Annotated in this window: 23 protein-coding genes, 1 pseudogene and 2 riboswitches; of the genes and pseudogenes, 8 read left to right on the plus strand and 16 right to left on the minus strand. The window is 42.1% G+C overall.

Annotation, left to right across the window (positions count from 1 at the left end):
• Positions 1-40: 40 nt before the first annotated feature.
• The 8 genes from Psfp_RS07260 to Psfp_RS07295 form a co-directional block, all read right to left on the minus strand.
• Complete coding sequence (locus Psfp_RS07260) at positions 41-292, minus strand: hypothetical protein (RefSeq protein WP_243120526.1); 252 nt, start codon at positions 290-292, stop codon at positions 41-43.
• Positions 293-354: 62 nt separating this feature from the next.
• Positions 355-1,257 (minus strand): hypothetical protein, encoded by a 903-nt coding sequence (locus Psfp_RS07265; RefSeq protein WP_243120527.1) that lies wholly within the window; start codon positions 1,255-1,257, stop codon positions 355-357.
• 12 nt (positions 1,258-1,269) lie between these two features.
• Positions 1,270-2,184: a hypothetical protein gene (locus Psfp_RS07270; RefSeq protein ID WP_134217890.1), complete on the minus strand. Its 915-nt coding sequence runs from the start codon at positions 2,182-2,184 to the stop codon at positions 1,270-1,272.
• Entirely contained in the window at positions 2,181-3,569 is a 1,389-nt protein-coding gene (locus Psfp_RS07275; protein ID WP_134217891.1) for an ATPase, T2SS/T4P/T4SS family, read from the minus strand. Before Psfp_RS07275 ends, Psfp_RS07270 begins: the two co-directional genes overlap by 4 nt.
• Positions 3,566-4,300 carry a cobalamin biosynthesis protein CobQ gene (locus tag Psfp_RS07280; protein WP_134217892.1) on the minus strand — a complete coding sequence of 245 codons (735 nt, stop codon included), beginning with the start codon at positions 4,298-4,300 and terminating at the stop codon, positions 3,566-3,568. Before Psfp_RS07280 ends, Psfp_RS07275 begins: the two co-directional genes overlap by 4 nt.
• Positions 4,293-5,000, minus strand: a complete 708-nt coding sequence (gene cpaB / locus Psfp_RS07285; RefSeq protein ID WP_134217893.1) for a Flp pilus assembly protein CpaB — start codon at positions 4,998-5,000, stop codon at positions 4,293-4,295. The genes Psfp_RS07280 and cpaB overlap by 8 nt, the downstream gene beginning before the upstream one ends.
• Positions 5,001-5,443: 443 nt before the next feature.
• Positions 5,444-6,379, minus strand: a complete 936-nt coding sequence (locus Psfp_RS07290) for a ParB/RepB/Spo0J family partition protein (RefSeq protein ID WP_243120528.1) — start codon at positions 6,377-6,379, stop codon at positions 5,444-5,446.
• Positions 6,330-7,154: an AAA family ATPase gene (locus Psfp_RS07295; protein ID WP_134217895.1), complete on the minus strand. Its 825-nt coding sequence runs from the start codon at positions 7,152-7,154 to the stop codon at positions 6,330-6,332. Before Psfp_RS07295 ends, Psfp_RS07290 begins: the two co-directional genes overlap by 50 nt.
• A gap of 329 nt (positions 7,155-7,483) precedes the next feature.
• Between Psfp_RS07295 and Psfp_RS07300 the strand changes: the two genes are divergently transcribed.
• The 8 genes and pseudogenes from Psfp_RS07300 (at position 7,484) to Psfp_RS07335 (ending at position 16,904) form a co-directional block, all read left to right on the plus strand.
• Positions 7,484-8,989, plus strand: coding sequence for a hypothetical protein (locus tag Psfp_RS07300; protein WP_134217896.1), 1,506 nt, complete (start codon positions 7,484-7,486; stop codon positions 8,987-8,989).
• 81 nt (positions 8,990-9,070) lie between these two features.
• Positions 9,071-9,216, plus strand: a pseudogene (locus tag Psfp_RS22625) (DUF1413 domain-containing protein).
• 58 nt (positions 9,217-9,274) lie between these two features.
• Complete coding sequence (locus Psfp_RS07310) at positions 9,275-9,958, plus strand: hypothetical protein (protein WP_134217897.1); 684 nt, start codon at positions 9,275-9,277, stop codon at positions 9,956-9,958.
• Positions 9,959-9,989: 31 nt separating this feature from the next.
• Entirely contained in the window at positions 9,990-10,358 is a 369-nt protein-coding gene (locus Psfp_RS07315) for a hypothetical protein (protein ID WP_192895303.1), read from the plus strand.
• A 14-nt stretch (positions 10,359-10,372) separates the two neighbouring features.
• Positions 10,373-12,052: an ATP-binding protein gene (locus Psfp_RS07320; protein ID WP_134217899.1), complete on the plus strand. Its 1,680-nt coding sequence runs from the start codon at positions 10,373-10,375 to the stop codon at positions 12,050-12,052.
• 18 nt (positions 12,053-12,070) lie between these two features.
• Positions 12,071-13,660: an ATP-binding protein gene (locus tag Psfp_RS07325; RefSeq protein ID WP_134217900.1), complete on the plus strand. Its 1,590-nt coding sequence runs from the start codon at positions 12,071-12,073 to the stop codon at positions 13,658-13,660.
• Positions 13,657-15,264, plus strand: a complete 1,608-nt coding sequence (locus tag Psfp_RS07330; RefSeq protein WP_134217901.1) for a hypothetical protein — start codon at positions 13,657-13,659, stop codon at positions 15,262-15,264. The genes Psfp_RS07325 and Psfp_RS07330 overlap by 4 nt, the downstream gene beginning before the upstream one ends.
• 44 nt (positions 15,265-15,308) lie before the next feature.
• On the plus strand, positions 15,309-16,904 hold the full coding sequence (locus Psfp_RS07335; protein ID WP_134217902.1) for a hypothetical protein: 1,596 nt from the start codon (positions 15,309-15,311) through the stop codon (positions 16,902-16,904).
• A gap of 137 nt (positions 16,905-17,041) precedes the next feature.
• Here the strand turns inward: Psfp_RS07335 and Psfp_RS07340 are convergent, their stop codons facing one another.
• The 8 genes from Psfp_RS07340 to Psfp_RS07375 form a co-directional block, all read right to left on the minus strand.
• Positions 17,042-17,284, minus strand: coding sequence for a DNA-binding protein (locus Psfp_RS07340; protein ID WP_192895304.1), 243 nt, complete (start codon positions 17,282-17,284; stop codon positions 17,042-17,044).
• Between the two features lie 519 nt (positions 17,285-17,803).
• Positions 17,804-18,757 (minus strand): site-specific integrase, encoded by a 954-nt coding sequence (locus tag Psfp_RS07345; protein ID WP_134217903.1) that lies wholly within the window; start codon positions 18,755-18,757, stop codon positions 17,804-17,806.
• Between the two features lie 170 nt (positions 18,758-18,927).
• Positions 18,928-19,014: riboswitch (cyclic di-GMP riboswitch) on the minus strand.
• 13 nt (positions 19,015-19,027) lie between these two features.
• Positions 19,028-20,410, minus strand: a complete 1,383-nt coding sequence (locus Psfp_RS07350; protein WP_134217904.1) for a HAMP domain-containing sensor histidine kinase — start codon at positions 20,408-20,410, stop codon at positions 19,028-19,030.
• Positions 20,401-21,060 (minus strand): response regulator transcription factor, encoded by a 660-nt coding sequence (locus tag Psfp_RS07355; protein ID WP_134217905.1) that lies wholly within the window; start codon positions 21,058-21,060, stop codon positions 20,401-20,403. Before Psfp_RS07355 ends, Psfp_RS07350 begins: the two co-directional genes overlap by 10 nt.
• Before the next feature lie 63 nt (positions 21,061-21,123).
• Complete coding sequence (locus Psfp_RS07360; protein WP_134217944.1) at positions 21,124-21,291, minus strand: NisI/SpaI family lantibiotic immunity lipoprotein; 168 nt, start codon at positions 21,289-21,291, stop codon at positions 21,124-21,126.
• A gap of 94 nt (positions 21,292-21,385) precedes the next feature.
• Positions 21,386-22,126: a lantibiotic immunity ABC transporter MutG family permease subunit gene (locus Psfp_RS07365; RefSeq protein WP_134217906.1), complete on the minus strand. Its 741-nt coding sequence runs from the start codon at positions 22,124-22,126 to the stop codon at positions 21,386-21,388.
• Positions 22,127-22,855, minus strand: coding sequence for a lantibiotic immunity ABC transporter MutE/EpiE family permease subunit (locus Psfp_RS07370; protein ID WP_134217907.1), 729 nt, complete (start codon positions 22,853-22,855; stop codon positions 22,127-22,129).
• 5 nt (positions 22,856-22,860) lie between these two features.
• Positions 22,861-23,565 carry a lantibiotic protection ABC transporter ATP-binding protein gene (locus Psfp_RS07375; RefSeq protein WP_134217908.1) on the minus strand — a complete coding sequence of 235 codons (705 nt, stop codon included), beginning with the start codon at positions 23,563-23,565 and terminating at the stop codon, positions 22,861-22,863.
• A 129-nt stretch (positions 23,566-23,694) separates the two neighbouring features.
• Positions 23,695-23,782: riboswitch (cyclic di-GMP riboswitch) on the minus strand.
• Positions 23,783-23,792 lie beyond the last annotated feature (10 nt).

Consider the following 23,792-nt stretch of genomic DNA (forward strand, 5'->3'; position numbering starts at 1 on the left):
GGGAGCAAGGCTCCCTCCCCGTACAAAGGTGAACCGGCTGTTAATTAAGCAGATTGGTAATCTTGGAAACAATGCTATTCCAAATCTGCGTTATGGAGCCCTGATACAGGGTCATGAACACAGCGCCTACCACAACAACGATGAGAACCACGATGAGCCAGCCGGTCATCTGGTCGCCGGAGGGGTTCATCAGTGTGGCCTTCGCTCTTAAAAGAGCGTTTGACATGCGTTTTCTCATGGTTTTGGTCCTCCTTTCCCTGAAATTTGTGGTTGCGGTGTTGATGCTTTGCATGGGTCATACCTCCTGAAAAAGTATTTTTTATTTGAAAAGGGGCGCTGCCCCATTTTCACAGATTAAAAAAGGCCCCCCATTGACCGAATCAAGTGGGAGCCGATGACATACAGCAGGCTGGCAAGGGTTACCGCCACCAAGGGGATGGACGCGATTTTCACCCTGCGGGGCAGCGTATTCAGTTTTTTCCTGTAAACCTCCTTTGCTTTAATATCCATATCCCGCGCAAGGTAGGAAAGCGCCTCGCCTTGATGCTCGCCCCGGTGCAAGCCGATTAAGGCGTTGACTAAAAAGGAAACATCCGTTAAACCGAGACGCTCATTGAAGCTCCGCAGGGCGGTTTCGATATCCTTCGCTTTCATTTCCACGATTAGAATCGCCACGTCCTCCCGGAACGCCTCGCTTGCCACCTTGAGGTAATCCTCAAATATCTGGATTAAATCCACCTGCACCACAATCCTGCCGTCGTTCCTGCTGTCCTCAAGCCGGTAAAGGATGGAACGCACAAAGCCCGGCAGTTCCATTTCAATACGCTTCTTCTTTTCGTTCAGTTGGTCTTTGAGGTCAGTTGTGAAATGACGGTAGACGACCACCGCAAAGATCAGGATGATGGGTACAAGATTGGGCGCTCCGATGACCATAAACAGCAGCGCGAGAGGCATGGTAAAAAGAGCGCACAGGATAGCCCTGGCATGGTACTCTTGGGGAGTCAACTCCAGCCCGCCGCGCCGCAGCATGGAGGCCATTCGCGCCTCCTTGACGGGATCGAGGGGAATGAGCCGGGAAACCGGTCTTGCAAGGGGCATGATGAACCGGCTTAACAGCCGTTTTTCCGGCTTTTCCTTTTCGGCTTGTAAATTTTTGATATTCTTTTTCATACTCAGCTTTGGAATCTTGAGAAGCTGCCTGCAAATCAAAAATCCTGCCGCGGTCAACAGGATAAAAATGATGATTTGGTAAAACAATGGCGTTCCTCCTTATCTATTGGACGGTTTTGTGGCTTTCATTACATAGAAGGCAGTGCCCAGCGCGGCAAACAGCATGAGGATAATCAGGAGCTTGCCGGTGGCGGTTTGGGTCAGCAGAAAAAACCATTCGGCGTTGGCGAATCTCATCATGGGAATGATGGAGAACATCAGGCCCGCCGTCAGCAGATAGTCGCGCCAGACCCGCACCATCATGCCGTCGCTCTCGACTTGCATGGATTTTGCGTCATTCATGGCCTTGATGACGGGAAACAGGGCAAATTTCAGCCTTCTGTCGTTATGACATAAGATCAGGGTCTTGACCCATTCGTTAAAGTAGCGGTTTTTGATTTTTGCAGAAAGACGATAAAGGCCGTGCTCCACATTGGGATTGACCAAGCGGATTTCCGTAATAAATTCATCAAAGGGCGTCGTGACTCTCAAATGCGCCGGGACATACCGGTTCTTTTCCTCCACATAGGCTTCCAACGCCTTGATGATATCGTCGCATCCCGCGTAAGCATTAGTGATGATGGACATGGTGTTTTCCAGCCCCTCGATTTCCTCCCTGGCCGCCGCCGAGCTTTTTACCGTCAAATTGAAGTAAGGGGCGGGCAGCATACAGACAGCCATTACCGCCGCAAGTCCCGCGCTGCCGAACAGCAGCATTCCCGCAGTAAAACCGCCCGCCGCTGATAGAAGCACCATAATGAAAAATTTCTTTGGCGTGCATCGTGTCTGCCGGAACAGCGTGGTAAAGTGGATGGCAATCCGTTCGGTGATTTTCAGCTTTGTCCCCGTCAAAATCAGGCGGCGCTTTTTCAAAGGATTTTGTTCTACGGAGAAGGGGTTCAGCTTAAATAGGAGAAACAAGGCAAGGCTGATAAGGACAAATATAGCGGTAAGGATAAAGGTAATCGGATTCATGTCGGGCCTCCTTCCGAAAAGCGGCAGATTTCCCTTTGAGGCACACCGCCGATCAAAAGCTTTTCGGCAAGGGCCGGAGAAATATTTCCCGTGCGCCGGTGACTGCCTGCCACTTTGGTAATCCTGCCCTCGCCGCCACGCTCATAATGGTCCACCACATATTTGAAAAGCGTGGTTCCGGTAACTTCACCGTTTTTTATCCCGGTGGCCTCGAATACCTCCATGTATTTGCGTGATTTATCGGGGAGTTGCATTTTAAATACCATAATGGGAAAGGCTTCTACGATGTTTTTGAGAAGCCTTTCCTCTGAAAGTGAAGTTCCGGCCTCCAGGCACATGGTCAGGATACGGTCATAGGCTGTCCGCGCGCTGTTGGCGTGTAATGTACTAATGACCGTATGGCCCGTTCTCCCGGCTTCTTGAACTACCATAGCTTCCTTTCCCCGCATTTCCGCAGGCACAAGTATTTCCGGGTGCAGGCGCAGGGACAGCTTCAATAAATCCAGCATGGTAACGGGATTCGGTTCCTCCTTGGTGAGAAGATGAATAATATCGTTAATCATCACTCCGTTTTCATCATACTGAGCTAAAGACAATTCTCTCGTGTCCTCAATGGTCACAATACGTTTTTCATGGGGGACACAACTTAAAATGTAACCCATATCGGCAGTCTTGCCGCTGCCGGTAGCTCCGGCAATGGCAAGTGATACGCCGTTGTTGACGCACATAACCAAAAAGTCCAATTCCTCGGCTGTGGCGGTATCCCATCCAATAAGGTTTTCCCGTGTAATAAGCAAGGGCTTTTGCTTTCGGATGGACGCTATCGCTCCGGCATCCGGGTCAACGCAGGGGGCGATGGCTCCCGACATGCGGATACCGCGGGCGATAAAGCTGTCCCCGATGGGCTTGGAGCCATCGAGGATGACATTCCCGAACCGGCTCATTTTCCGAACGATATTGGCGCAGGCTTCCGGGTGCCCAAAGGTTTCGTTCAGACGGATTTTTCTATCCTTGTAGAGTACCCAGACGCCACCGGAGCCGTTGACGTTGATTTCCTCCGTCTCACTGTCCTGCAGGTACGGGGACAGCAGCCCCATACCGGCCATGTCGTAATAAATGGCATCCACCAGATCGGAAATGTTCCGCAGGTCTTTGGCTACCAATTGCTCCTGATTCAAATAGCGCATGATAAGATCTTTGAGCTTCCCCTCGGCTTCCTCTGAATACAATACCTCTGCCAGTTCTCCCGAGTGGTTCTTGGCAATAAGCCGTTGCAGCTTGTCAAGAATTTCGCCGTATTCCTGCGCCTTGACGCTTTTTCCCATGTCGGAGCGCCTCTTGTTAGCCCTATAAATTAAGTCGTTGACCGAAAATCTGCTGTTCATGCTTTTTCACCTCCACAGATCCTTCCGGCGATTTGCTCCAGCACCTTGCCGTAGTGTCTGCAAGGACGGTCACGGAAGAAATACAGTGGCGTTCCGGCGTTTTGCAACTCGCCTGCACGTTTGATATAGGGCAGTTCATAGGCAAAAGGCAGTTCCGTCATGCTCCGGTAGGTCCGGTCGTCAAATTCACCGTTTGGAGCCAGCAGGATATGGGTCTGCTTTTCGTTAAGGTGAAGCTCCCGGATAAAATCCGAAACACCCATGTACCACATCTGCGCCGCGATAGAGGGCCTGTGCAGGGTGAAAATGGTGTCAGACAGCCATAGGCCCACGCCGGATAGCGGATTGTTCACCTCTGAGGCTCCGTCCACAATAAGCAGGTCAAACACAAGAACGGCGGCGTTCATCATCTGCTCCGCGTCCTCAAGGGTCACGGTATCGCAAAGCAGGCCGGAATATCGGGTAGGCGCGGACAGGAAAAACAGATTTCCGCTCTCCACGTAATCCGTGAATTTTTCACCGATGTTGGGAGTCTCCGCGTCGAGTGCCTCAAACAGTCCCTTTGCCGGAGGAACCTCCTGGCCGAAAAAGGTTTGCAGTTCCCCAAAAATTAGATTGGAAGAGATAAGGCCCACCAGTACATCCCGTTTTGAACAGGCGCAGGCCAGGTTGACCGCAAAGGTGGTTTTGCCGGTGTGCTTGCCGCCCCATACGGCAATGATTTTACTCATGGCCCACACCCCGCTTTTCAAAGATCAAATGCAATTTTCCCATGTATTCGGCCTGTATCAGTTTTTCCGCCTGGGCTTCGGTGACAATGAGGGTCACGGCCTTGGGAACCGGGTCGCTGTTTGCCGATTGGCTGCTCTTTTGCTGCTCCCGCATTTCGCCGGTGTCCTGTGTCCGGGCGTTCTCGACGCTATATACTTCCAGTCCCTTTAATTCGGGATAAATAATGACCTGCGGGGAGGTATCCCGGCCATCGGACGCCTTTCCTAAAAATATTGCCACTGTTACAATATCCCCGGCTTGCAAATGGGAGGAAAGCCCTGCCGCGATGCTTGGAACGCTGATGGTAACAAGGCGCTGGTTGTTCTTCACAATGCGGTCAAGCAACTCGTCGGCAAGAAAGCTGCCGAGCTTTTGGGGGAAGAAATAGTCTCCCTTGGCAATAGCGGTCTGCGCCACCTTGCCAATAATCTGCGCTTTATCGTTCAATACGCCCTCCGGCCGTCCGTAGCCGCCAACCTCAACGCTTGCAAGGTGATGCTCCGCAAGCTCCGTGCCGGCCGGGATATCCTGCGCTGCCCGCAGCACCATGACCGTTGCGCCTTTATCCTCATAGAAGCGTGGCAGGAGCAAAAAAGAAACGCCCGCCGCCAGGACAAGGCAAAGGACGCTTAAAAAGACTCGGTTTTTTATTAATTTCAAAATATATACTTCCTCCTTCCAAAGATTTTAAATGGAAGACGGCCTTTACCTCCCGAAAAAGAAGGGAGGCTGCGCGGTCTGCTTTTCATCCTTTTTCGGCTGGTAGTTTTGGGGGAGTAGCGCGGAGAGGGGATGACGAAAAGGCGGCGCGGACTGCACTTTTCGTAAACAAACAGACTACCCCCTTGATGTGAAATCATTTTTTTAGCCATCGAATATTACGCACTTTTTTTTGCCACATTTTCCTTTATACTTGTCAAAGTGCAGACAATGCTTACAACCCCGTCTCTTTGTCATTTTAACGAGTTTGCGGTCATACCCCGGTTTTTCCTGCATTATGCGTTCATATTCGCGCAGCCGCCCATCCGTGAAGTACATCTAGCAACCTCCTTTCCAAAGGGCATAAAAAAATCGCCCTCCTTTAAGAGCGAAGCTGCCGTGATTCAGCGTTCCTGTTCCCGTTGCCGCTTTTTGTACCAGCTTTCCAGGAGTTGAACGATTAAATCCTCTTTTTGCTTTTCCGTAAAGTTACTGGGGAAAAAGCGGTCGATACGTTCCCGCCGGATATTGAATTTTTCCTTTTGGTTCGGCTTTTCCTCAGTGAGGATGGAAAAGATGACATCCATATTCAGCCTGCCGTCCTGGCTGAGCTTTTTCATCCGCTGCGCCTGAGCCAAAGACGGGGTGCAGTCCTCCGACTGCATGGTTTCATAAAGCTCCTGCTGTTCCTTTTCGGCCAAATAGGAGATTTCCACGGCAGGATTAAAGGCGATCTGCTTTTCGTCTACCATCTCAAGAATAGATGGGCTAAGCTCAGTTAAACGGATATATCTTTGAATTTGTCTGCCGCTTTCTCCAGAATCTCTACCTATGATATCCGCACTTTCAAAATCCCCGACAACTTGTCGGGAATTTTCTTTTAAAGGTCTACCCGCTTTCCTTTTGATAGCTTCCAGCTTCATCTTATATGCAAAAGCTTTTTCACTCGGCAGGATGCTTTCCCTTTGCAGGTTGCTGTCAACCATGATAATTATCGCGGCATCGTCATCCATTTCACGGACAATGCAGGGCATGGTTTCCTTGCCCGCAAGCTCGCTTGCCTTTTTGCGCCGGTGTCCCGCAATCATTTCATAGCCGCCGTCCGCTTTGGGGCGCACAAGGCCGGGGACTAAAACACCGTATTGCTTTACACTGTCCGCCATTTCCAGCATAGCCTCATCCGCTTTCACCTTAAACGGGTGGTTGGGGAAATCGCTGATTTCCGACAGGGGAATATCCATCACCTTTTCGCGCTGCTGCTCGGCCCGGCTTTCCTCGGTGGTAAACAGATCATCTACTGAGGCCAGTTTGATGCTGTCTCTTGCGCTGCTTTTCGTCAATGTCCCGCACCTCCTTTGTAAAGGCTTCATAGGCTTTTGCCGCCAGACCGTGGGGGGCGTGAAGGTAAATACTCTTTCCTTTGGCGCTGGTTTCCGCCGCACGGATAGACAAGGGGATTTCCGTTCGGAAAATGCGTAGCTTGTCACCATAGTCGCGGCGCAAAATGAAGGAAATGTCTTTGGCAAAATTGGTGCGGTTATCGACCATTGTCACCAGAACGCCGTCAATGGTCAACTTCGGATTGATTTGCCGCCTTACCCTGGCTATGGTCTGTAAAAGCTGCGTCATTCCTTTGGCGGGCAGATAATGTGCCTGGACCGGAATAATTACGCTGTCCGCGGCGGCAAGTGCGTTGATGGTCATCATGCCCAGGGAAGGCATACAGTCGATCAGCACGTAATCATACCTGTCTTTCACGGTATTGATGTAGCTGCGCAGTACCGTTTCCCGGCTCATGGTATTGACGAGGGAAACCTCAATGGCCGACAATTCGATGTTCCCCGGCATAAAGTCAACGCCTTCCATATGGCGGAGGATACCCTCGTCAGGTTCATACGGTTCCTCCAACATGCTTTTGGTTAAAACGGTTGCCAGTGAAACAGGTAGATTGTCCGGCTCATGGAAGCCCAACGAATCCGTTAGGTTACCTTGCGCGTCCGCATCCACCAGTAACACTTTTTTACCTTGTGCCACAAGACCGATACCTAAATTGACCGCCGTTGTTGTTTTGCCGGTGCCGCCCTTTTGGTTCGCCAAGGCGATTACTTTTGACACTTGAAAATCCTCCTTTCACGCAAAAAAGCCGCCTGCTTTATATGCTTATAAAGCAAACGGGTTCTTTTACTTGGTTTTATATGAAAATGGAGTCTTAGCTTATACTAATATTCCATTTCTCATTTTACAATATATTTCCAAACAGTTTTATTCAATGGATTAGTATGGGATTAAGGGATATATTGAGAAGATGTTTTTGACCGAAATTTAGAGGTAAATAAAGTTAATTGTCGAAGTTATTCTAAATGAGATAGTGTATAATTGCTCAAAAATCAAGATGTTTTAGGTTATCAACATATCGCGTAATTCATATGAAATGAGGTATTTACATGATAGAAGATGGAGAACTTCATTTATGTAATGACCTTTATTGCAAAGAGGTGATTCAGGAAATATTAGACAACATAGAGTTATGGGATGGGGGAGATGAAAATCGGGAGTATTTTGATAACATAATCAAACTAGAATATGACGACGGATATTGGGGAATATATTATTCTTTGGAATATGGCCCTCTGGATAAATATGTAATATTTGAAATAGAGAAACAATCTTTATTTGCTTATATGTGTTTGAAAAAGTACTTATGTAGTGAGGAATTAACTTTAGTACATGATAAAGGGTACCCAGCCTCAGAAATAACGATAGGTTATCGTAAAACTAAGTTATCCAAACAGTTCATTATAGAATTTTATAATTTGATTAAAGTTATTGCAAGCTTTTATTATGGAAATCCTGAAGAATTTCATTGGCACCCCAAGTTTGAGGAAGTTCAAAATAAACTAGAATCTTTTTTGTTAGAATTAACTATCAATGATTATTTACTACTAAATACTGAGCTAGATTATATAAATTGGATATTAAATTTGTTGGCAAACGGCTTCCTTCCAGTAGATGGTATATTTGAATTATACCAAGTATATGTAAAGGGTGAATTTAAAGTAACTTTAAATGAAGTGTTTATGTCTGATATAAAATATAGTACATTCATAAATGAAAAATATGTTGCCATGCTCCAGCTTGAACTAACAGATGTGCTGATATGTACTCATAACGATAAAAAGTTCGTAGTAAAAAAAGACGGCTACAGGTTAATTAATGATCTTATTTCAAAATACAATGATTCATTCGAAGATGAAACGGAAGTCAATTTTTATATAACGGATGATTATGAACTTATTTTATATAACTCAGTTTTTACAATTGTACAAAAAGCATATATTTCTGAAGATATTGTATACAGAGTTCTAAATCAAGAGATTGATGTTTATGAAAAACATTTAAAGCAACTTAAAAATATAGAGTACTTTGATAATAGTAATATAATTCTAAGATTTGAAAAAATAATAAATGAGACTAATTCTACTGAAAAACAAATCGAAAATTTTATTCAAGATCATTTTAAAATAATTTTAGGTAAAGAATATTCAAAAATAAAAACCCAGATTATGACTAAATTTTTTAATGGTGAGCAAAACGATGAACGTAGATTTGATGTATTTGCATTAAATGATGTATCAAACGAATGGGAACTTTTTGAATTGAAAAAGTCTATTGTTAAGGTAACAAAAAAGATTAGAAATATGCCGATGTTTACTTCCCAAGTAAATGATAGTATTGCTCAAATCAGATATTATAAAAGTTTAATAATGCAAGATTCAATACGTAAACAAATAAAAGATAAGTATCAAATAAAAATTGACATCCCGAAATTTACCTTAATTATTGGAAAAGGAAATAATGCTGATATTAAGAAATGTCAAAATGAAATAAATGATATTAACGTGGTGACGTACACACAAATTATAAATAAAGCAAAAATGAGTAACAGATAAACTTGCAAACATAATTTTAATTTCAAATAGAAAATTATAGGTGTTGAGAAGTTCGAACAACAAAGGCAATTAAAGAACTGAATTTTTAACTTCAGGAGAATTTTCAAGGGATATGAGTGAAATAGAATCCCTTAAAAGATCGACTTTTTCTGGGTACTTTATTTTTGAATCACATAAATAAAACTGACAGTCTTATAAAAGTGATTGATAAAACCTCTTCAAATTAAACCTAATACATAAGTGTACAGAATAATTTAAAAAGTAAAATATTGTGAGGAAAAGAGAATGGGCGGTTTATTAAGAAAATATATGGAAAAGAAAAATATTACTTTGTTTGAACAAAACAGAGTAAATTTAGATAGCTATTTTTTTGAACCATTCCAAGAGATATCTGAGAATTACGATACATCTAAAGTTTTTGAGACTGATAGAATTGGAACTAAAAAGAAATTAGCACTTCTTCCGCACCCTTTAACGAATTTTGCTTACTTCATGGATGGCTCTCGCAAAGTTTATAAGATTGGTGACATTATAACTCCAGAGAATCGCTTTATGCCCGTCGTAGCTGGACAGGTATGTGCTGGTTGCTGTTTTCGTGATGAAGATGGCCAAATGCACAAACATATGCTGGAAAAACAAAATTATTTAATGTTAAGTGATACCATTAATGAGGAGGATTTTGAGTACATTAAGCAGGGCTATGAGAGAGATATGAAAGAACGACTTTCTTTGAAAGTTAAAAAATATAGATTCGATAAATTAAAAGAGGATAAGCCTGTAAATGCTGCAATTGCAGTTATTCAAAGTTTTATGCACGATCTTGAACTGACAATTTTAAATAAAATGGTTTTATCAAACACATTGTCTCCTGAAGCGATGTTGGTTTTAGACGGAGCATTACAGTTTTTGCCCAGTAAAATAAAGAATCCGGATATTTTTTATAGTAATGAGTGTCTCCAAAAGTTTTAATCCTAATTTAACCAAATTAACAAAAAATAGAATGCATATTGGAACGTTACTTTCAAAATTAGAATTTGCAGAAAGAACCCCGGTAATTAAAATGAAGTCAAGTGATGATAAGTTAACGTTTGGGGTTTGGTATGTCCGTGTAAGAGATATATATAAAAAAGGTGACCCCTTGGACGGAATAGTTAAGATAGAAAAGTTAGCATTGAAGGATGAGCTTAATAATGATGGGTTTGATAGTGTGCTTATAGATACAATCTCATCTTCTCTGATTGGTGAGAGGATTCCTACTTGCCATGGGAGAGATGAGCGGTGGGCAAATCATCTTTATCCAGTGTATTTAACAGAGAAAATGGTAAAATCATCATTCATGAGTGATATAAGCTTTTCTAATTTATTTTAGGGGGATAAATAGAGATGAGTAAGATTAAAGCGATAGGTACTGTTTCAGCAACAGAAAAAAACCCTAATACTTGTGATGAATTTACATTTTGGTTGGGAAATAATGTAAAAATTAGTCCATTCGATATCGTAAAAGTTGAAAATACAGTTGCAGGAGAATCGTCTATTACATATGGAATGATAGAGGAAATTTATCATATAACAGACAGCCCAGGACATATTAGCAATTTTGTTTCCTCAGATTTTGGTGTCGTTGGAGCAGAAAGCTTTACTAAGAAGTTATCATTGACTTATGCTATAGCTTCTGTGATTGATAATAATAATGAAAACTATATGCCTGTCCCTGATGGAGCAATTGTTTACCCAGCAGATTCGGAAGATATTAAAAATGCGTTAGGCCTCTTAAAAGAAGACGATAAAAGAGCTATTCCCGGGGGTTTACTAAAAACCTCTAATGGTGTAAGTGTTCCAATAATGTACAACAGTGATTTTCTATTAGGCCCAGAAGGAGCTCATTTAAACATTTCGGGTATATCTGGCTTGGCTACAAAGACAAGCTATGTCATGTTTATGCTAAAAGCAATTCAGGAACGGACAGGTGATACTGCAATTATAATCTTGAATGTTAAAGGGGATGATTTGCTTCGTATTGATAGGGATGGGAATTTAAGTACTAATAGACGTAAACAGTGGGAGTTGTTTAATCTAGAATGCAAACCATTTAAAAATGTTCGTTATTTCTATCCCTACATGCGTGCACGGGGACCCGATAATGTTTGTTCAAATACTTCCCTTGCTTCGTCTATTTTGCAAGAACAATTTGAAAGTGAAATTGCGAAAAACTATATTTATACATGTAGTGAAGATAAGTCGAAAATTGAGTTATTGTTGTCCAACATAGATGATCCTAACTGGACGCTAGAAGCTATTTTTAATTTTATAGAAACGAGCACGGAATTTGACGACGATGACATGAATTGGGACGCATTTAAATCTAAAGTCAAAGAATATGCCAATGGAAAAAAGGCAAAATCCGGGGAAGATAAATCTCAGATTTTAGTACAATCATGGAAAAGATTTAGCAGGTTGATTGCCACATCTATTCAAAACGATATTTTCCAAAATAGTCAGTCTGGAGACTCGCACAAAGCACAGGTTCATCTATCAAAAGAAATATCTAAAATAAATACAGGTGATGTGCTTGTTGTGGACATTGCAAAATTAAATGAACAATTACAATGCATGGTTTTTGGTGATGTAATAAAGACAGTATATGATTTGAAACATGGTGAATACGTAGATGAAAGAAATGCGGCATCAATTCCCAAGAAGATTATTATTTTTGTAGATGAGCTTAATAAGTATGCCCCTAAGGAATCACCTAAAAATTCTCCAATATTAAATTATCTGCTTGAAATTACAGAAAGAGGCCGATCAGAGGGTATTATTCTATTTTCAGCAGAACAGTTCCGCAGTGCTGTTCATGATCGTATTAAAGGAAATTGTTCAACAAACATATATGGTAGAACCAATGCTATTGAAGTTTCAAAGCCGGATTATAAATATATTCCTAAAGTATATTCGAATATGATAACTAGATTAGATAAAGGTGATTTGATTATTCAGCATCCGGTTTTTAAAACATTACTCAAAGTATCATTCCCTTACCCATCATACGAATTGCCCAATAAGTAAAGAGGGGGATGCATATCCATGTCTGATATTAATTTTGGAAAACACGTGTTAGAATCTCTTTCTATAGGTATGTATTCCGACCCCATGACAATTTATAGGGAATATATACAAAACTCTACTGATGAAATTGATAAGGCAGTAAAAAACGGTTTATTAACGTCTGAAGAAGGAACAATTCATGTTGTTGTAAATAGTTCAAAGAGACTAATTATAATTGAAGACAACGGCCCCGGTATTAAAGAAAGCTTGGTTTATAACACCTTACTGGATGTCGGAAAATCCGGAAAAGATTTTCGTGAAAACAGAGGCTTTAGAGGAATAGGTCGTCTTGGGGGGTTAGGTCTTTCAAACAAGCTTAGCTTTGTCACCTCTTATGCAGGAGAAGCCAAAAAGAGCATAGTTGAATGGGATGGAGACAAATTGCTTAATTTATTGAATGTTGATAATAAAGAGGTTGAAACCGCTGTTGAGGTTATTGAACAATCTACAAAATTCTATCAAGATAACGAGGACAATGATAAACATTATTTTAAAGTTATCTTAAAAGGGGTATATCCTCAATTTAGTGAACTATTGGATGAGAATCGTGTCGAGTATTATTTATCTGTTGTTGCCCCAGTTGCATTTGACGCTCAAAAATTTATTCATGCTAAAACTATTAATCCGGAATATAAACAATGCGGAAAGCCTATTGAGACATATAATGTATACTTAAACAACAGAAAAAAACCCATTTATAAACAGTATCGAACTGCCTTTAAAACGGGTCACCAGGAGCGCACAAAAAAAGTAGATCAGATACAGCAAATAGAATTTTTCGAAGGTAATAAAGATGATGGTACTCTTCTATATAAAGGTTGGTATGGAATAACCAACTTCTATGGTTCTGTTAGTGATAAAAGCATATGCGGCATAAGAATTAGAAAGGGTAATATTCTTATTGGTGGCGAAGACACTTTTAGTCGTTTCTTCTCATCTGAAGGAGATAATGCGAATAAATGGTTTATTGGTGAAGTTCATGTGTATGATACACACTTGTTGCCAAATGCAAAACGTGATGATTTTGAAAGAAATGAGGCATACGAGCTTTTAAAAAAATTGCTATCTAAGCAAGCTGACTTAATGAATCGTGAGCATCGGAGAGCTATGTCCAATTTTCATTCAAAAATTAAAAGCATAACCATGAATCTGAATAAATTAGATGCTATTTCATCCCAAATTTCAAGCGGTCAAGTAGCCTCTGAAGTAAAACGAGAAAAGCTCATTCAAGATAAAAAAGAAATAGAGAAAAAATTAGTTACTGACCAAAAAGAACTTGCCCGGTTAGCAGAACGTGAAACCCTTGATGAAAAATATCGCAAACAGGCACAAGCCTTACTAAAACGTAATGAAAGTGCTAAAAAAGAAATTGTTCAGCTTGAAACAAAGCTTATCAATATTCCAACGGCCACGAAATCAGACTTGGATTCAAGCTATTCAAGGGCCGAACGGAAAATATATGACCGTATAATTGAATCAATTTACGCATATTTTTCTTCAAATATTGAAATTGCTGATAAACTGAAAGAAAAAATATTATCTGACTTGAAAGTGAAGAAAAAAGCATGAGAATTTTACTTGTTGAACCGAATTATAAGAACAAGTATCCTCCTATGGGACTAATGAAAATTAGCACATATCATAAATCAAAAGGTGATTATGTTGCTTTCGTAAAAGGAAAAGACAAAAAACTGGCAGAGCAAATGTGGGATAGAATCTATATCACCACAATGTTTACTTTTCACTATATTATAACCGTTGATACTGTTAGATTTTATAAGTCTTCTGTGTTTACTACAAATGATATTTATATTGGAGGCATACTTGCGTCCTTAATGGCTGAGGATTTAAAAAGAGATACGGGCATAAATAATGTAATTGTTGGGCAATTAATTTCGTCCCGAATGATTGGCTTTGATGAAGATGTCAATGTGGATGCTATGCCCCTTGATTATGATATGCTTGATGATGTGGAATATAAATATCCTGCTGGCGATAATTATTTTACTTACACGACCAGAGGATGTCCTAATAAATGTTCTTTTTGTGCTGTGCCAAAACTTGAGCCGGAATTTAAAACGGTTAATCATATTATTCAACAGATTTCTTATATTAATAAAACCTTTGGAGAAAAACGGAATCTATTATTGTTAGATAACAATATACTAAAATCCCCTGATCTAAAAAAGATAGTCGATGATATAAAATCAATGGGTTTCTATAAGGGCGCGACTTATACAAAACCAAACCTTTTCCCAATTTTATTGCAGAAAGTAAACGAAAATATAGAGGATGATAGATATTTAAAACGTTTAATAAAATATTTGCTGGACTATAAATCAATGATGATACATCCTAAAACGAAGGCTGAGTATTTACTGTTTATCGAAGAAATTATCGAATCGGAAAATCCGTTAGAAGTTATAAATACAAAAAAAGAGGAAATTCAAGTTTGGCTAGAAAAATATAAAGACAAACGTCCAAAACTCAAATATGTAGATTTTAACCAGGGCATAGACGCTCGCTTGATGACACCAGTAAATATGGCAGTACTTTCTGAACTGCCTCTTAATCCAGTTAGAATAGCCTTTGATAAATTATCAGATAAAGATGGGTATATTCAGGCTGTTCATATTGCACATAACTGTGGGATTAGAGAATTATCAAACTATATATTGTATAATGAAAAGGACAAACCTACTGAATTATGGGACAGGTTACAAATTAATATAGAATTGAATGAAAGGTTGGGTGTACATATTTACTCATTCCCTATGAAGTATATGCCTATAGATAGAAAAGATAGGGAATATGTGGGAAAGCATTGGTGCAAAAAATATCTCACTGGTGTTACAGCTATCTTGCTTGTTACTAAAGGCATAGTAGCAGGAGGACCGAATTTCTTCCACAAAGCATTTGGAAATAATCACGATGAATATTTTGAGATACTGTCTATGCCAAGAGAATTTATCATATATCGTTTTAAATATGAAGGGTTAGGGTTAACACAACAATGGCAAGAGGCATTTGCCAAATTGACAATTGATGAAAAAAAATGGCTGTTAGAATATGTAGGTGGAGCAGTATTTGTTTCAATGCCAGAGGAAGAACTAAGTTTTAATCTTAAAAATGCATTAAGGTTTTATACCAGAGAATATGAACTAAAAAAATAAAATCGAAAGACAAATAAAAAAGCGATTTTTCGGAGGAATACAAAATGGCGCGGAATTACGAATATAAAGAAGTTAACATAGCTGACCTTATATTAGATGATGAAAATCCAAGATTCGCGTCTAGTGTTTTGGTACAAGATAGTGCAACTAAAGTAAGCCAAACTGCAATTATCAGTCATCTATTAAAATACGCAAATATAATAAAACTCGCCAATAGAATAAACAATGTTCATGAATTGCATGGCGCTGAATTAATTACTTGCTATAAAAGGGATGATGGTTATGTAGTGTTAGAGGGCAATCGGCGTACTTGCGCCTGTAAATTATTATTAGATCGTTCACTCATACCGGATAATTATAAATCAAATTTCCCTTTTATAAATGAAGAGACCAAAGAAAATATAGAAAGGATTCTTGTCATTGTCTATCCGGACAGAGAAGCTGTTCAGGCATTTTTAAGCGATCGTCATATCACTGGAGTTAAAAAATGGTCGGCACTAGAAAAGAATAATTATTATATGAATTTATTTCATGCATATAGCGATATTAGCAAAGTCCAAGAATTCACTAGCGATACTTTAGGCACTATAAAAAAATGTATAAGAAAGTATCAATTCTTTATGGATGTTTTTCACATTCTTAAATCTCGCCATAAAAATATAGAAATTGAAAAATTAGATTACTTGCCTATGGTTGACAGGTTTATGGATACATTAGTAGGCAATGATCCTGAAGTGGGGTTAAACTTATCTTTTGATGAAGATACCCAAAAATATTTGTGTGAAAAGGATAAGCAGAGTCAATATAATGAAATATTGATGTTAATAGGTGAAGCCTTTTTACTTCGCAAAGAGAAGAAGTATTGTATAAATGGTGAACTAAGTAAAATTGTAAGCACTGAAATCTATGGGTTTAGTAATCAAAAGGAGTTAATATTAAAGGATGAGCGTATTCCTGGCTTAATTGCTATGATTAAAGATTATCATGGATTAAAATCATCTCCCCCTACGGAGGATTTAAAGCAAGATAACCCTGACCAGTCTCATGGCACTGGAGATAACCAAGATGGTGACCCTCTTGATGATGACGATGGAAATTCATCTAATGGAGTTACTCCAGAAGATGGAAACGATATTGATGAAGAAAAATATATTCCTTCGGTAAAATATAAACCTAAAAAAACAAAAAGAGAGTATTTAAGTTTTACCATTGAAGAGTCTAAGAGCTTAAAAATAAGTGGTGACTCCGATTTTGAGGTCAAAATAAGAAGTTTAATATATGATTTATCCAGTTTTTCAGTGTATAGACATCCTTATGCTTGTGCGCTCTTATATAGAACATTACTCGAAATTAGTACTCGGTTAGTTTATAGTAGACATACTTCAACAATAAGTAGCCCTTATAATGAAAAGGATCTGGTTGGAAACATGAAATATTTGAATAACAATTTTTTGTTTACGGCTAAAACTGGAAAAGATATTCCCAAGCTTAAGGAAGCAATTAAAGCCAATCTAAGTAATCCCGACATAATTAAGATACTTAATCTTTATATTCACTATCCGAATCCTGTGGATGAACAGATACTATTATCGACATGGAATAGTATGAAATTTTATATTCAGGCTTGTTTGGAAAAATAAATATTAGTGAAAGAGCACCAAAAATTGTCCTTAAACATATGTATTATTGCCTAATCTTTGTTACACAAATTTTTTTATAAAAAGAGAACATAAGCGGTTCAACCTATGTCCTCTTGTTCTTCCATTTTTATTCACTACTAAACCTGCACTTTTAGTTCTTGCCGGTATTGAGCGTAATGGTCGCTTAACACATACTCGATAACCCATACTTTAGGTATCCTATAGGCACTGCGGATAAAAAAGTACTTTATATGGTTCCCGTGCAAAATCTTTCGTGCCGTGGTTTCTCCGATGCCGCCCAACATGGCTCTGAATTCATCCAGTGTAACGACATCGGGATACGGCTCAAAAAGCTGCTCGTAATATTCTTGATTTTTCACAGTCATCAGCTCCTGAAGATTTGTCAATGGTAGGATGACTGTTACCATATTGGTTTTTGATTAATACACGTTGACGTTCTGACGGCAGACGGTCCGGATATCCCTCCTGAACATCCCTCCAATATCCCTCCAACGTCCAAAATTTGTGTCAAAACCGCTCTTTTGAGAGAGCCTTGGAGTGACGTGGGTTTCCGGGTTTTAAGTGCCGCAAACGCCCATTATACAAGGTTTTTTAGGGTCTGAGGATTCCGGTAGAGTACGTTGCATTCTCGATGCTTCCGGTAATGTTGAGGGACTCAAAAACCGTTGGATAACCTCCATGCCGGTTCGACTCCGGCCATCGGCACCAGAAGTCAATCGCTCTTGAACCGCGATACAAGCGGATTTGAGGGCTTTTTTCTTTTCTGGCGGCACTTATCGTTTGCCGCGCGGCATACCGTCACATGATACATTTTAGCGCATATTTGCAGTGCTCTCATCTCCCTTTTCACCTGGCATTCCGCCCGCTTTGGAGGGATGTTAGGAGGGATATACGCCGATGATGGCGTTGGCCGAAGCAATCTTGGAACTGAAATCCAGGTGGATGTAAATGTTCGAGGTGGTGGAGATATCGCTGTGCCCCAACCACTCCTGGATTTCTTTCAGGCTGACTCCGTTGGCGTACAACAAACTGGCGCAGCTATGCCGCAAATCGTGGAAACGGATTTTCTTCAAACCGTGGTTTTTCAGCATGAGCGCGAAATTCTGGGTGATATAGCCCGGCTTGACCCGTTCTCCCAGCTCATTCACGTAGATGTAGCCAAGATATTCCCGGCCATAGTCTTTTCCGCAAACCTTTTGATTGCGCTCCTGCTCCGCTTTCAGCCGCCGGAGAAGCTTTTCAAAGGGCTCTACCAGCGGCAGGGTGCGGTGGCTGGACTTGGTTTTGGTGCGGTCTTTTTCCACAATGATGACTTTTCCGTCCACCCTTACCTCGGTTACGGTGTGCTTGATGGTCAGCGTCTTTTTCCCAAAGTCAATCGCGTCCCATTTCAGCCCGACGATTTCACTGCGGCGCAGTCCGTAAAACGCGCCCAGGATAACGGCCAGCGCTATCGGCTTGTTTTTCACCACGGCGAACAAGGCTTCCAATTCCCCGGCATCGTAAATACTGCCCACGAATTTTCCGGGTTTGGGTCGCTCAATCCGGTCGGCGGGGTTAAAGGCGATCAGTCCCACCTTGAAAGCGTACTGCAACGCCTTGCGAATATTGGCATGGCGATGGATCACCGTGCAGGCACTTACGCCTTTCTCGTTCAGCTCGTACTGATAATAGTCCTGGATATGCTTCGCCGTCACGTCCTTCAAGGTAAGCTTGAAGTCCTTAAAATAAGGAATAATGCAGCTCTTAATGCAAACAGCGTAAGAGGCGTAGGTGGTCATTTCCACTTTGTGTTTGATCATCTCCAGCCTCAAGGCATATCGAACACGCATAGAAAAACCCTCCAAACTGGTGAGCTTGGAGGGTTACGATATTGCTTATTCAGGCATGGAAACAGACCCGCCAAACTCACGTTTTTTTTGTTGGGCGGGTAGCACCTCTTTTTTTGATTGTTTTATGAAAAAACCTGCCGCAAAATGGGCAGGTTTAATACGCAATTTAACTCGGCGGCCAGGCTGTCATCATGCGTTTGCACCTTAGACCCTCGGCTTTGTGCCCTTGCCTTTCGGCAAGTTTGCCCTTAACATATTTTTATTTCTATATTAAATATCAATTGTTACCATGCCACCGCCTGTGGCAGGAGAATTTGCTGCTACAAGAGTCCCGCCATGTTGCTTTACAATTGAATCAGCAATGAATAGTCCCATTCCATAATGCAGTTTCGAACTGCGGCTGAGATCGCCCTGGTAGAACTGATTTGTCGCGTTTCTCAAATCTTCAGGAGAAAATCCTTTTCCGCTATCAGTAATGGTGAATCTGATTTTATTGTTTTCCGCCGATACGGAAAACCAAATCGCTCCATGCTCCGGGGAATAATCTACTGCGTTCGATGCGACATTTATAATGGCTCTTTGCATTAGGGAAGCATCAACGCTGATGATATCCGGTAGATTTTGTTCATCGAATTCTGTTTTTAATTGTTTTACCGAAGCAAGAGCATTTATTTGAGCATACAGGTCATTTAAAAATGTTTTCATATTGATATTCTTCAACTGAAGCGAATAACCGGCTTCCGCTTTGGATATATCAATAAGCATTTGAACGTACTGTTCCATTTGATCAGTGTTCTTCATGATATATCGGGTATACTCTTTCTGTTCCTCCGTTTGTTCCGTGTCGCATAGCATTTCCGCATTACCACGGACAACTGTAAGAGGAGTTTTTAAATCATGCGCCAATGCGGAAATTTGTGTTTTCTTCGTCTGCTCCATTTTCCACTGTGTTTCCAGAGCGTATTTCAATTCTGTTTTCATGCCGTCAAGGGATTGCAGAGCGGCATCGATTTCCTCAATGCCGCTGTATTGAATTTCAAACGCAAGGTCTTTCCCTCGTATTTTTTCCGTGGCATTTTGCAGAGGAATGAGCTTATGACTGATTTTCCTGCCGTAAAGTTTGGAAAGCAGAAAAATCTCTGTCAAAAACGCTGCAAGGATTATCCAAAACAGCATAATTTCCGGAGCGGGCAGGTGCTCCCGCAAAAGCTGGGCTGAAAACTGAGCCATGGAGGAATACTCAACTATGCAAAATTCATTCCGCCGTTCAATCGGGAAATAGCAATCCACATTCAGCCCCGTGGCTAGAAGGCCTCCCGAAGTTCTTCTGCCGCTCTGAACGATATCCCATGCCGCGGCTGCTTCGGATTCGGTCATGCTCCCCGACAAGAATTCACCATTTGTACTTACAATGGCGTACTCGCAGGTCTTGGGAATCAACTCCGCACTCACAGTTTCGGCAGAGGCAATCGCGGCCTTTTGGCGTTCAATGGATGCTTCCACATCACCAACAGAGATAACAAAGCCGGTTTTCAACGATGCGAAAAGCAATCCCATGCCGATCAGGACGATCAAGACGAAACCGGCAAAAAGGGTGAGTAAATACCGAATGAAGAAGGTTCTCAGTTTGATGTTTCTGTTTTTCAGTCCCATTTATATGCGATCCCCCAAACCGTTGAAATCGGAGCCAGTTGATAGACGGCGAGTTTTGCCCTGATGTTTTTTATATGCACGGCCACCGTAAAGCTGTCACCCTCCGCGTCGTATCCGCAAACGGCATCATAAATCTGCTCCTTGGAAAACACCTGACCGTGGTTCTTGGCAAGGAATTCGCAAATCCCGTATTCGATTTTGGTGAGTGGAATTTTCTGCCCGTTCACGGTCACTTCCTTTGCCGCGAGATTGAATTCCAATCCGGACAGGTGCAGCGCATTTCGTTTTTCACGCTTTTCCCTGCGCAGATGCGCATTAACCCTTGCTCTCAATTCTCCGGTGCTGAACGGTTTTTTGATGTAATCGTCCGCGCCCAGGCCAAACCCATACATCACATCGGATTCCATTGTTTTAGCGGTGAGAAATAGAATAGGACAATCCACCAGATCTCGCACCTTCTGACAAAAGGCAAACCCATCCATGCCGGGCATCATGACATCCAGCAAAATCAAGTCAAAATAATTCAGCGTTTTCAGTTTTATCTGGTCCGGCGATACGGCAGTCGTCACAAGGTGGCTGTCCTTTTCCAGCGCCCTTTTAATGAGAGCCAAGATATCCGGCTCATCGTCAACGGCAAGAATGTTTGCCATAACTGCACCTCCTTCCATTGCATACGGATGTTAATATAACACGCTTATCTGCTTTTGCATATGTTATCGGCTGATTGCAATCCGGTATTCCGAGTTGATTTCAACCGCAACGGAGTCTGATACGTCCGCATTTTGAATCGCGTGGACTTCGCCATATGACCAATTGTCACGTTTCTGCGTACTGGGGCCCTTTCCATTCCAATCGATCTGACCTAAATCTTTTTCGGGGATCCAGTATTATGAAAGCATAAGCTCTTTTGGTCATTTTTTCCCTCCGGTTATGTAATTTAAAAGTGAGAGTTTAGTAGAGGCGGCAATCATCCGCCTATTCGTTAGATTTGGAGCCCTCCCAGCGCTGAAACCATAAAAGGCTGGCGGCAAGTGACAGAAGGGTAACAATAAGGCATACCGTAATCCCATATTGCATATCCGTGGCAGCCCATGCCGTTTCGGAGGGATTTTGCAGCCTGAAAACAATATCGCCGCACAGGCGCGCGCTCCAGGCCCAGGGAATCCAGTGCCAGATTCCGTCACCCAATCCGGTCATCATGAGTGCGGAAATCAGTGTGCCGAACACGCCGAGTCCGATGGACGCGCTTCTGCCAAAGCGAAAGCCTACGAACAAATGCAGGATATATAAAAATACATTTCCGCCCCATGCGGCCATGACAATATGGACGTAAAGCTGCGGGGGAACGGCATGAATCCCTGTCGAAAATATTGCTACCGCAAAAGTCACCGACAAACCGGAAAGCACCAGCAGTAAAAGCAGTTTGCTCATATACGCCACAGCTCTTGAACGCGCTTCCGACAGGATTACCTGATAGCTACCGGCCTGTTCTTCCTGGGCGGCTGTCAACCCGCATAAAAGGCCGATCAGGAGAGGGAAAACCATGCACAGCACTTCCATAAAACCGGTGAGCTTCCCCAATGAATTGTCGTTACCTGTAACGGAGTAATACCACAGAAACGCAAGCGCGCCAATGAGAGGCACAAAAACATGCAGCCATGGAATAGGTGTGCGCTTCATTTTATAAAGATCGGAACAGATGGAACGAAGAAGCATTTATCTCGCCTCCTGCTTCTGAAACCAGCCGGTTGTGGCAATCAGCAGTAAGATAAACAGGAGGATGGACAGGGCGATACCCACTGGGATTGAGGATGAATTCAATAAAGGGTCGCCGCTTAGAGCAAGCGTACCATTCGGAAGTATCCCAAGCACCGGGGCCATCATCCGCATCGTCCAGCTATAAGGGCAGAGCCACCAAATTGATTTTGTTGCCAATAGCACGCCAAGCAGAAAACCGGCGGCAACTTGAATGAGGATCGTTCCCACCATGCCGGTTTTTCTGGATAGAAACAGGCAAAACGGAATCTGCCACAAAGAGGTCGCAAAAATCAAGAGCATTCCAAGACAGGCATCTCCAAGCGGCAATGGATTCGGAACGGTAAAGCTGCCCAGCAGAATTCCGATCAGCAAAATAAGGCACGACAGGGCTGCGTAAAGGATCAGGTTCATTACTTTTGCAACCCATATCTTTTTTAAAGAAACAGGCAGCGCAAGTACGCCGCGGTATCCCCGCTTTTTCGCTTCTTTCTGATCGGAAAGCGCCGAAATCAGGGCGATATACCCCGGCATCATGAGCACATACCACCAGTTAAAAGCATTTATCTGATACCAATTGAATGATAAAAACCATGTAAGAAACAATGTTGCGAGCGGTATAAGCAGGATTAGTTTTCTCGTAAAGGTTCGCTTGAATTTCAGATTTTCAGCTTTCAGATACTGTCCCATGTTATTCACCCACCTTTTTGCTGTTTTTTTACAACTTCCATAAACAGCGATTCCAGATCCTCGCCGGGGGTGATTTTAGCTTCGTATCCCAGCATGCCGTTGCTGATGATGCCGATGTGGTCTGCGATTAGTTCAACTTCGGACAAAATATGGCTTGACAGGATCACCGTGATGCCCTGTTCGGGAAAAGAACGAATTAAGCCGCGCAAATCCTGAATGCCAATCGGGTCAAGCCCGTTCGTCGGCTCGTCCAAAATCAGCAGCTTCGGATGGTTCAGCAGGGCGATCGCGATGCCAAGGCGCTGCTTCATACCCATGGAAAACTGTCCGGCACGCTTGTTTCCGGTATCGGTCAGGCTGACGGTTTCCAGCACTTCGTTAATGCGGGAATCCGGCAGACCAAGCAGCAGCGTGCGGACTTTAAGGTTTTCTTTGGCGGTAAGATTCTCATACAGCGGCGGAGACTCGATCAAAGCGCCGATGTCTGCCAAATCCCTGCGGCTCCACGGATGGCCTTCGAAAATGATTTCGCCGGAGGTCGGGCGCAGCATCCCGGTTATCATCTTCAGTGTCGTTGATTTTCCAGCGCCGTTCGGTCCAAGCAGACCATAGACGGAATTCCCCGTAATGGAAAGCGAAATATCACTGACGGCGTGCTGCCTTTTAAAATCCTTACACAGATGATTCGTTTGTAAGATATATGAATCCATAAACATCTTCCTTTCGTTTGTCTGATATCGACTATAAAAGGAAAATTTAAAGATTCCATAAAGATATAAAAAAATGGTTCATGTAAGTATTAAACCTGCCGCAATGGGCAGGTTTAATACGCAGTTTTACTTGGCGGCAAGGCTGTCATCATGCGTTCGCACCTTAGACCCTATTACTTTGCGTCCTTACCTTTCAGCAAGTTTGCCCCTGACTTAACGTTTTCAAT

The sequence above is a fragment of the Pelotomaculum sp. FP genome, from assembly GCF_004369245.1.
Classification (GTDB): Bacteria; Bacillota; Desulfotomaculia; order Desulfotomaculales; family Pelotomaculaceae; genus Pelotomaculum_C; species Pelotomaculum_C schinkii.